Here is an 11,248-nt window from a genome sequence, read left to right on the forward strand (position 1 = left end):
GCATGCCGGGCGGCGCGAGGGAGAAGCATGCGATGGAATGAACAGTGGATGCCGGCGGTTGGCGTCCGCGGAGGCTCTACATGGACTACGGACACGCGATCGAATTCGGCGCGTTCATCACCCCCTCGGCGGCGGCCCCCGATGCGCCGGTCCTGCTGTCGCAGGTGGCGGAGGCATCCGGTCTCGATCTCGTCACCTTCCAGGACCACCCGTACCAGCCCGCGTTCCTCGACACCTGGACCCTCATGTCGTTCGTCGCGGCCCGCACCGACACGATCCGCATCGCCCCCAACGTGCTCAACGTGCCGCTGCGACCGCCGGCGGTCGTGGCGCGGTCGGCGGCGAGCCTCGACCTGCTCTCTGGCGGCCGCTTCGAGCTGGGTCTCGGCGCCGGCGGGTTCTGGGACGCCATCGAGGCGATGGGCGGCGGGCGCCTGACCGCGGGGCAGTCCGTCACCGCCCTCGGCGAGGCCATCGACGTGATCCGTGAGCTGTGGCGCACCGACGAGCGCGGCGGCGTCTTCACCGACGGCCGCTTCCACCGCGTGCACGGCGCCAAGCGTGGTCCGCGCCCCGCGCACGAGGTGCCGATCCTCATCGGCGCGTACAAGCCGCGCATGCTGGCGCTCGCCGGCCGCAAGGGCGACGGCTGGCTGCCCTCGCTCGGGTACATGAAGCCCGGCGACCTCGGCCGCGGCAACGCGGCGATCGACGAGGCGGCCGCCGGCGCCGGGCGCGACCCGCGCGAGATCCGCCGCCTGCTCAACATCGGGCAGCTCGCCGCCGACCCCCACGAGTTCGCCGAGCGGCTCGCGCAGCTCGCGCTGGAGGACGGCATCGGCACGTTCATCCTGGCCGGCGACGACCCGAACCTGCTGCAGTTCTACGGCGAAGAGGTCGCGCCCGCAGTGCGCGAGCTCGTCGCCGCCGAGCGATCGGCGCAGGACGTATCGGCCGCTCCGGTGCGCTCGTCGACGGCGCTCGCGGCCCGCCGCGACGGCATCGCCTACGACGATGTGCCCGCCGGACTCCGCGCCATCGAGCCGGGCGACTTCGACTACGGCGACGTGCGATCCACCTACATGCGCGGCGGCGCCCCGGGAATCGTGCTGCAGCCGGCCACCGCCGCACAGGTCGGCGAGGCTGTCGGGTTCGCCCGCCGGCATCCCGCGATACCGCTCTCGGTGCGCAGCGGCGGCCACGGCATCAGCGGCCGCAGCACCAACGACGGCGGCATCGTCATCGACCTGCGGCTGCTCAACGCCATCGAGGTGCTCGACGTCGACCGCCGGCTCGTGCGCATCGGCCCGGGCGCCCGCTGGACCCAGGTCGCCGCCGCGCTCGGCGAGCACGGCTGGGCGCTGTCGTCCGGCGACTACGGCGGGGTCGGTGTCGGGGGACTCGCGACCGCCGGTGGCATCGGCCTGCTCTCGCGCGAGCACGGCCTGACCATCGACCACCTGCGCGCCGCCGAGGTGGTGCTCGCCGACGGCTCGATCGTGCGGGCCGACGCCGCTTCTCACCCTGACCTGTTCTGGGCGATCCGCGGTGCGGGCGCCAACGTCGGCATCGTGACGGCGTTCGAGTTCGAGGTCGACGAGGTCGGGCAGCTCGGCCACGCGCAGCTGGCGTTCCAGGTCGACGACGTGCCCGCGTTCCTGGCGGGCTACGGTCGCATCGTCGAGTCGTCGCCGCGCGACCTCACGATGTTCCTGCTCACCGGCGCCCCGCGCCCGGGGCAGCCGCAGATCATGCAGCTCTACGGACTCGTCGACTCGGACGACCCCGACACGATCATCGCGCGCCTGCAGCCGTTCGCAGAGCTCGCGCCGCTCGTGCAGCAGCAGGTGCAGCTGACCACGTACGCGCAGGTCATGGCCAACGCCGACCTCGGTCCGCAGCACGGCGCCGGTGAACCGCACTCGCGCTCGGCCCTCGTCGAGCACGTGACGCCCGCGTTCGCCGAAGCGGTGGACGGGATGCTGCGCACCGGCGCCGTCCCGTTCTTCCAGCTGCGGGCGGTCGGCGGGGCGGTCGCGGACGTGGCCGAGGACGCGACGGCGTACGCGCACCGGTCGGCGAACTTCTCGGTCGCCGCGCTCGGCGGCAACCCTGATCGCCTCGACGCGGCGTGGCGCTCGCTCGCCGCGCACACGCAGGGGATGTACCTGAGCTTCGAGTCGTCCGACCGCCCCGAGCGCATCGCCGAGGCCTTCCCGCCCGCGACGCTGCGGCGCCTGCGCGGGGTGAAGGCCGCCTACGACCCCGATGCGGTGTTCCGCGACAACTTCGCGGTCGACCCGGCCTGAGTGTCCGGTCGGCTGCGGCATGCGTTCCCCGGTCGTTGAGCGAGCGAGGTACGAGCGAGACGAAACGCGGCGAGCCGCTCTCGAGAGCGAGGCGCGGCGCAACCGTCGCGAGGGCGGCCGGGTCCGATCGGCGGCTCGCGACGTTTCGTCTCGCTTCGCTCGCTCAACGACCGGGACTGCGCATCGAGCAGGAATGAGGAAGCGGGATGTCCGGGATGCCGGGCAGACTTGTGCGCATGGCATCCGATCCCCGCAGCGCCGAGACCCACATCGCCGACTCCCACGAGGTCATCCGTGTCGTCGGCGCCCGTGAGAACAACCTCAAGGACGTCTCGGTCGACATCCCCAAGCGCCGGCTGAGCGTCTTCACCGGCGTGAGCGGTTCGGGCAAGTCCTCGCTCGTGTTCGCCACGATCGCGAACGAGTCGCAGCGGCTCATCAACGAGACCTACCCGACGTTCGTGCAGCAGTTCATGGGGCAGCTCAACCGGCCCGATGTCGACGCGCTCGAGAACGTCAGCCCGGCGATCATCGTCGACCAGGAGCGCATGGGCTCCAACGCGCGCTCGACCGTCGGCACCGCCACCGACGCGCACGCCATGCTGCGGCTGCTGTTCAGCCGGATCGGGCAGCCCCACGTCGGCTCGCCGCAGGCCTTCTCGTTCAACATCCCCTCGGTGTCGGGGGCGGGCGCCGTCACGCTCGAGAAGGGCGGCAAGAAGATCAAGGAACGCCGCTCGTTCGAGATCACCGGCGGCATGTGCTCGCGCTGCGAGGGTCTCGGCGAGGTGAGCGACATCGACCTCGACGAGCTGTACGACAAGACCAGGTCCCTCGCCGACGGGGCGATCCAGGTGCCCGGGTACAACGCGGAAGGCTGGATGGTGCGCGGCTTCACCGAGTCGGGGTTCATGGACCCCGCCAAGCCCATCCAGGACTACACCGAGCAGGAGCTGGCCGACTTCCTCTACAAGGAGCCGACCAAGGTCAAGATCCAGAACATCAACATGACCTACGAGGGGCTCGTGCCCAAGATCACGAAGTCGATGCTCCAGAAGGATCGCGAGGCGCTGCAGCCGCACATCCGCGCGTTCGTCGACCGCGCCGTGAAGTTCATGGCGTGCCCCGACTGCGGTGGCACGCGGCTGAACGAGGGCGCACGGTCGTCCAAGATCAACGGGACGAGCATCGCGGATGCCGCGGCCATGCAGATCTCCGACCTCGCGGCCTGGCTCGACACGGTGGACGACCCTGCGGTGGCGCCGCTCATGGTCGGCCTGCGACAGACGATCGCCTCGTTCGTCGAGGTCGGACTCGGGTACCTGTCGCTGGACCGCGCGTCGGGCACGCTGTCGGGCGGCGAGGCGCAGCGCACCAAGATGATCCGCCACCTCGGCTCCGCGCTCACCGACATCACGTACGTCTTCGACGAGCCGACGGCGGGGCTGCACCCGCATGACATCCAGCGGATGAACGACCTGCTCGAGCAGCTGCGCGACAAGGGCAACACCGTGCTCGTCGTCGAGCACAAGCCCGAGGTCATCGAGATCGCCGACCACATCGTCGACCTCGGGCCCGGCGCCGGCCGTGCCGGCGGCGAGGTGCAGTACGAGGGCGACGTCGCGGGCCTGCGCACCTCGGGCACCCTGACCGGCCGCCACCTCGACGACCGCGCCCGGCTCAAGGAGTCGACCCGGGCCGCGAAGGGCGCACTCGAGATCCGCGGCGCGACGCAGCACAACCTCAAGAAGGTCGACGTCGACGTGCCGCTGGGCATCCTGACCGTGGTCACGGGCGTCGCAGGCTCCGGCAAGTCCTCGCTCATCCACGGCAACGTGCCCGGCTTCGACGACGTCGTGGTCGTCGACCAGTCGCCGATCAAGGGCAACCGCCGTTCCAGCCCGGCCACGTACACCGGCATCCTCGACACGATCCGGTCGGCGTTCGCGAAGGCCAACGGCGTCAAGCCCGCGCTCTTCAGCGCCAACTCCGAAGGGGCGTGCCCCGCGTGCCGCGGCCTCGGCGTCATCATCACGAACCTCGGCTTCACCCAGAGCGTCGAGACGCTGTGCGAGCTGTGCGAGGGCTCGGGGTTCAGCGACGAGGTGCTGGAGTACACGCTCGACGGCAAGAACATCGCCGAGGTGCTCGCGATGTCGGCGGGTGAGGCATCCGCCTTCTTCACGAAGGGCCCCGCCCACACGACGCTCGTCCGCATGATCGACGTGGGACTGGGCTACCTGACGCTCGGGCAGGCGCTCAACACGCTGTCGGGCGGCGAGCGGCAGCGCCTCAAGCTCGCGATCTCGATGGCCAAGAAGGGCGCGGTCTACGTGCTCGACGAGCCCACCACCGGCCTCCACCTGGCCGACGTCGAGAACATGCTGGGGATGCTGGACCGCCTCGTCGACGCCGGCAACAGTGTGATCGTGATTGAGCATCACCAGGCCGTCATGGCGCATGCCGACTGGATCATCGACATCGGGCCGGGCGCCGGGCACGACGGAGGGACGATCGTCTTCGAGGGCACGCCGGCCGACCTGATCGCGGATGCCGACACCCTGACGGCGAAGCATCTGCGTGAATACGTCGGCGCTTCGGCGGGCTCGGCGGCCGCGTCCTGAGTCCGCGCGGCCCGGGTCCCGAGACTCGGGCGAGCGGTTGCCCGCGGCGCCGGCGGGGTGCCGGGGGATGGGTGATTGTCCCCATGGCGGGATGACAGGTTCCCAGGTCGACGCGTTATTCTGGACCGGATCCCCCGTCTTCGTGCGCGTCCTGATCCCCCACGTCAGGTCCCCACCGTGCACGACCGGACACACGACTACTCCAGGAGTCGGAAGTCTATGAGGTCTTTCGCGTGGTTGCGCGCGCGCCCGCGCACGCTCGCATCCGCCGGCGTCGTGAGCGCGGCCGCTGTCGCCATCACGACGCTCGCGTTCGTCTATGACGGCCTTCCCACCACGGAGGTCGATCTGCACGACGGCGGCGTCTGGGTGACCAAGCAGTCGAGCCTGCTCGTCGGGCACTTCAACCACGAGTCCGAGGTGCTGGACGGCGGGCTGCGCACGCCCAGCCAGGACTACGACATCCTGCAGTCCGGCGCGACGGTGCTGATGGTGGATGCCGAGAACTCGACGGTCTCGACCGTCGACCCCGCGAACGTGGCGCTGACCGAGCCGACCGACCTCCCCGGCTCGGCCGAGGTGGCGCTGGGCGCGACCACCGTCGCCGTGCTCGACCCCGCGAAGGGCGACCTGTGGGTCGCCCCCGCCGGCGGGTCGCTCAAGATCAAGGGCGCTGACCCGGTCGCCAAGCTCGGCAAGGGCGCCGACGTCGCGGTCGGCCTCGACGGCACCGTCTACGGCGTCTCGCCCACGAAAGGCGAGATCGTGGTCGTCCGCACCGACGCCGAGGGCGAGCCCGGTGACCCGGAGCACCGGGGCCTGGACGGGCTCAAGAAGGATGCGAAGGCCTCGATCACCGTCGTCGGCGATCAGCCGGTGGTGCTCGACGCCGACAGCGGCACCGTGTTCGCCGGCGGCACGCAGACGACGGTGAGCGACGCGACGGTGCTGCAGCAGCCGTCCGCGGCGAGCGACGCCGTGGCGGTGGCATCCGGTTCCGCCGTCGTGCGGGTCCCGTTCGACGGCTCGAAGCCGACGACGCAGAAGGCGGGCGGCGACGGCGCTCCGGCGGCTCCCGTGTACCTCGACGGCTGCACGTACGCCGTGTGGAGCGGCTCGGGCCGGTTCCTCCGCGACTGCGCCGGCGAGGCCGACGATCTTGCGGCGGACGTCGAGGGCGTCAAGTCGTCGTCGGTGCTGACGTTTCGCGTCAACCGCGACGTCATCGTGCTCAACGACGTGGTCAGCGGCGCGACGTGGATGGCCTCCGACAGCCTTCAGCGCGTCGACAACTGGGACGATCTCACCCCTCCCGAGGGCGATTCGACCGAGGACGAACAGACCACCGAGGACACCACCGAGACGACGCTCCCCAAGCGCTCCGGCGTCAACACGCCGCCGACCGCGGTGGACGACGACTTCGGCGTGCGGCCCGGGCGCACCACGATGCTGGCCGTGCTCGACAACGACAACGACCCCGACGGCGACATCCTGACGGCGCGGGTGACCGGCGACGGCCCCGCGTTCGGCGACATCCAGCAGGTCGACAACGGGCGGGCCCTGCAGATCGCGGTGCCCAAGGACGCCACCGGAACCACCAGCTTCACCTACGAGGTCACCGACGGCCGCGGCGGCAAGGACTCCGCCACCGTCACGCTCGCCGTGCACGGCTGGGACGAGAACCAGCCCCCCAAGTCCAAGCGCGTGACGACGGTCGCCGTCGAGGCCGGCGGCACCGTCACCTACAACGTGCTGCCCGACTGGTACGACCCCGACGGCGACGACGTGTTCCTCAAGTCGGCGAACGCGGAGGACGGCGACGAGGCCGACTTCACGTCGGACGGTCGCGTGACCTTCCGTGCCGTGGGCGGCACGCAGGGCCGCAAGGACGTGGCCATCGTCGTGTCGGACGGCACCGACGACGCCGCCGGGGCGGTGCGGTTCGACGTCAAGCCGATCGGCTCGACCGTGCCCGTGACCAATGCGGACTACGTCGTGGTGCGGGTGGGCAAGACCGCGACGGTGTCGCCGCTCGTCAACGACGTCAGCTCGACCCGCGAGCCGCTGCGCCTGGCCCGCGTCGACGACGTCGACGGCGCCACGATCACGCCGGACTACCCCAACAAGACCTTCACCTTCCGCTCCGAGACGCCCGGCACGTACTACGTGCAGTACCTGGTGGCGGCGGGCGTCGATCCGGTGGAGGGTCTCGTCCGGGTCGACGTCATCGACGACGACGACAAGAACCTCGCACCGGTGGCCGTCCGCGACATCGCGCTGCTGCCCTCGGGCGGCGAGGTGCTGGTCGACGTGCTGCAGAACGACAGCGACCCCAACGGCGGCATCCTGGTCGTGCAGTCGGTCACGGCCGAGCCCAACTCGGGCATCGGCGTCGCGGTGCTCAACCACGAGACGCTGCGCATCACCGATCAGGGCGCGCTGACCGAGCAGGTGCGCATCACGTACCGCATCTCGAACGGGTCGAAGCAGGCCAAGGCCGACGTGATCGTGATCCCGGTGCCCGCGCCGTCGCAGCTGCGCCCGCCGGTGGCGAACGACGACCAGGCCGTGGTGCGCGCCGGCGACGTCGTGACGATCCCGGTGCTCGAGAACGACTACCACCCCAACGGCGACACGATCCACGTCGCCCCCGACCTGGTCGAGCCGCTGCCGCAGCCCGAGGACGGCGAGGCCTTCGTGTCGCAGGACACGGTGCGCTTCCGCGCGTCGGACGAGCCGGGCACGGCCTACGTCACGTACGAGGTCGTCGACAGCACCGGGCAGAAGGACGCCGGCTACATCACGATCCAGGTCGTGCCGGTGGATGCCGAGAGCAATGCCGCACCCAAGCCCCGTGATCTGACCTCGCGGGTGCTGACGGGCAGTCGTGTGCGCATCGCGGTGCCGCTGGACGGCATCGATGCGGACGGGGACTCGGTCGAGCTCGTCGGGATCGACTCGCCGCCCAAGAAGGGCCGCATCGTCGAGACCGGCTCGGACTACCTGATGTACGAGGCGTTCGACGACACCTCGGGCGTCGACGGGTTCACGTACCGTGTGCGCGACCGGCTGGGCGCCGAGGCCACCGCGACGATCAGCGTCGGCATCGCGCCGCCCGAGGCCGCCAACCAGGCGCCGTACGCGGTCAAGGACTCCGTCGTGATGCGCCCCGGCCGCACGGTCGCCGTGCCGGTGCTCGCCAACGACTCCGACCCGGACGGCGATCGCTTCGGACTGATCTCGAACGGCCTCGTGAAGCCCGACATCCCCGGTTTCACGGCCAAGGTGCAGGGCGACCGCGTGCTCGTCACCGCGCCCGACAAGCCGCTCGAGACCTCACTGCAGTACTCCATCAAGGACGTCCGCGGCGCCAAGGCCACGGCGGTGCTGCAGGTGACGGTCGCCGAGGACGTGCCGCTGCTTCCGCCGGTGGCCCGCGACGACTACGTCCGCGCGACCGATGTCGACGAGGAGGGGTCGACCGATGTCGAGGTGCTCGCCAACGACGAAGACCCCGACGGTACGGTCGACGCGCTGACGGTGACCGTACAGGGCGCCTCGGCCCGCGTGGTCAAGGACGGCAAGGTGCGCATCACGCTGACCGACGCGTCGCAGCTCATCCAGTACACGCTGACCGACGCCGACGGCAACACCGCGTCCGCGTTCATCCACGTGCCGGGCCTCGTCGCGCTGCCGCCTACCCTGACCACGACCGCGCCGATCGAGGTCAAGAGCGGCGAGACCGTCGAGATCCCCCTCGCCGACCACGTGCGTGCCGCAGACGGCGGCGCCGTGATCCTCACCGAGGCGGCGAAGGTCTCGGCCGTGCACACCGACGGCGCCGGTCTCGTCAAGGATGAGAAGACGCTGGTGTACACGTCGGCCGACCGCTACTTCGGCGACGACGCCATCACCTTCGAGGTGACCGACGGGACCGGGCCCGACGACCCGCAGGGGCGCAAGGCGACGCTGACGCTGCCGATCACGGTGCTGCCGCCCGACAACCAGCCGCCGACGTTCGCGAACGGCGCGATGTCGGTCGCACCCGGCGAAGAGGCGACTGCGCTCGACCTGACCTCGCTCACCACGGATCCCGATCCGGAGGACCTGGCGAGCATGAAGTACGAGATCGTCGGCGGCTCGCCCGACGGCATGACGGCGTCCATCGACAGCGGCTCGCTGCACGTCAGCGCCGAGGCCGACACCAAGAAGGGCACCGCGGCGACCATCAAGCTGAGGATCTCGGATGGGCACACCGACCCCATCGACGGCACGGTCAACGTCACGGTGACGGCATCCACGCGCCCCCTCCCGACGGCGAACGACGACGTGATCGACGAGGCGCACCAGGGCAAGACCCAGGCGGTCGCCGTGCTCGACAACGACTTCAACCCGTTCGAGCAGGACGGCAAGGCGCTCAAGGTCACGGCCGCGCAGGTCGACACCGGCAAGGGCGACGCCAAGGTGGTCGGCGACAAGGTCGAGGTGACTCCGGACGCCGACTTCTTCGGCACCATGGTCGTCCGCTATCGCGTGCAGGATGCCACGACCGACGCCGACCGCGAAGTCGAGGGCCGGATCCGGCTGACGGTGCAGGGACGCCCCGCCGTTCCCGGCACGCCGACGGTGTCGAGCGTCCAGGACCGCACCGTCGTGCTGTCGTGGACGCCGCCCGCCGACAACGGCGCCGAGATCACCGGGTACACCGTGAGCTCGGTCAAGGGCGACTACAGCAAGAAGTGCTCGTCGACGACGTGCACGCTGAACGGCCTGACCAACAACGTGAAGTACAACTTCACGGTGGTGGCGACGAACCGCGTCGGCGACTCCGACCCGTCGGCGCCGTCGGCCGAGGCGCGCCCGGACGCCCGCCCCGACACACCGCAGGCCCCGACGCTGGCCTTCGGCGACTCGAGCCTGACCGTCACGTGGGTGACGCCGCCGACGCCGGGCTCGCCGGTGCAGTCGTTCAACCTGCAGATCTCGCCGGCGCCGCCGTCGGGCGTCTCGCTCAAGAAGGGCGTGACCGGCAACTCGATGGTGTGGACCGGCCTGGAGAACGGCATCTCGTACCAGGTGCAGGTGCAGGCGGTGAACCTCGCGCCCGAGCCGTCGAGCTGGAGCCCGTGGTCATTGGGCGAGGTGCCCGCGAAGGCGCCCGAGCCGCCCGCTGCCCCTTCGACGAACCGTCTCTCTCCGGTGGGCGACCAGTCGCAGCTCGAGGTCGTGTGGAGCCCGCCGGTGACCAACGGCGCCGCGATCTCGGCCTATCAGGTGCAGGTGCTGCAGGGCGGCGCGGTCAAGAACACGATCGATGTGAGCGCAAGCGCGACCCGTCAGGCGATCAACGTGCCGAACTCGACGACTGACTACTCGTTCAAGGTCCGCGCGCAGAACAAGGCGGGCTGGGGCGACTGGAGCGACGCCTCGGCGGCGCGGCGCGCGTTCGGGACGCCGGGCGTGCCGACGGGCGTGAGCCTGACGACCCCGGACGGCAACAGCGCGGTGGTCGTCGCGTACGGCGACGCGCCGGGCAACGGCGCGGCTTCGACCGAAATCGGGTACGAGTACTCGCTGAGCGGCGGCGCGTGGACCTCGATGCCGGGCAACAAGACGATCGGCGGTCTGAACAACGGCACGACGTACACGATCCAGGTGCGCGCCTTCACGTCGATGGACGGCGTGCGGTACACCGGTGAGCCGTCGGCGGCCTCGAACGGCGCGGTCCCATACGGTCCGGTGAAGACCCCCGGTGCGAAGGCGGCCCAGAGCGGCCAGAGCATCGTGTACTCGTGGTCGGCCCCGGCCGACAACGGCCGAACCATCAAGGTCATGCAGATCAACATCGGCAACGGGTGGGAGAACGTCGGCCGCGAAGGCAGCCGCACCGTCGACTACGGCTACTCGCACACCGGCACCATCCAGGTGCGCGCCTACGACACCGAGGGCCAGGTGTCGGCGGTCGCGACGGACTCGGCGACCACTGTCGCCAAGCCCAAGCCGGTGGCGACGACCGGCCGCGCCGGCGACGCGCAAGGACAGCCGGGCTGCGGCAGTTCGGACTGTGCGTACATGACGGTCAGCGTCACCGACTTCCCTGCCGGTACGTACTCGCTGCACTGCAACGCCACGGGCCCGTACGGCGGCTCGTGGGGCTCCGGCACCCTGAAGGTGTCGGGCAGCGGGACCGGCAGCTCGCGGCTCAGCTGCTACTTCGGCGACGCGGGCGAAAAGGCTTGGGTGACCATCGAGGGCTGGGGCGACGCCTCCACGATCACGTGGTAGCGGCATCCATCCCCCTCACATACGACACGA

The 11,248-nt window shown here is 70.6% G+C and carries 3 protein-coding genes; all 3 read left to right on the forward strand.

Going from position 1 to position 11,248, the window contains the following annotated elements:
- Positions 1-80 precede the first annotated feature (80 nt).
- Positions 81-2,309: an LLM class flavin-dependent oxidoreductase gene (locus ABEA46_RS10860; protein ID WP_345544562.1), complete on the forward strand. Its 2,229-nt coding sequence runs from the start codon at positions 81-83 to the stop codon at positions 2,307-2,309.
- A 236-nt stretch (positions 2,310-2,545) separates the two neighbouring features.
- Positions 2,546-4,933: an ATP-binding cassette domain-containing protein gene (locus ABEA46_RS10865; RefSeq protein ID WP_345544563.1), complete on the forward strand. Its 2,388-nt coding sequence runs from the start codon at positions 2,546-2,548 to the stop codon at positions 4,931-4,933.
- A gap of 219 nt (positions 4,934-5,152) precedes the next feature.
- On the forward strand, positions 5,153-11,218 hold the full coding sequence (locus ABEA46_RS10870) for an Ig-like domain-containing protein (RefSeq protein ID WP_345544564.1): 6,066 nt from the start codon (positions 5,153-5,155) through the stop codon (positions 11,216-11,218).
- The last annotated feature ends 30 nt before the right edge of the window (positions 11,219-11,248 follow it).

Origin of the sequence: Microbacterium jejuense, from assembly GCF_039544225.1 — a bacterium.
Taxonomy (GTDB): domain Bacteria; phylum Actinomycetota; class Actinomycetes; order Actinomycetales; family Microbacteriaceae; genus Microbacterium; species Microbacterium jejuense.

What these genes read in the sequence shown, in the direction of transcription:
- ABEA46_RS10860 (WP_345544562.1), top strand. Translation starts at nt 81, where the DNA reads ATGGACTACGGACACGCGATCGAATTCGGCGCGTTCATCACCCCCTCG.
- ABEA46_RS10865 (WP_345544563.1), top strand. Translation starts at nt 2,546, where the DNA reads ATGGCATCCGATCCCCGCAGCGCCGAGACCCACATCGCCGACTCCCAC.
- ABEA46_RS10870 (WP_345544564.1), top strand. Translation starts at nt 5,153, where the DNA reads ATGAGGTCTTTCGCGTGGTTGCGCGCGCGCCCGCGCACGCTCGCATCC.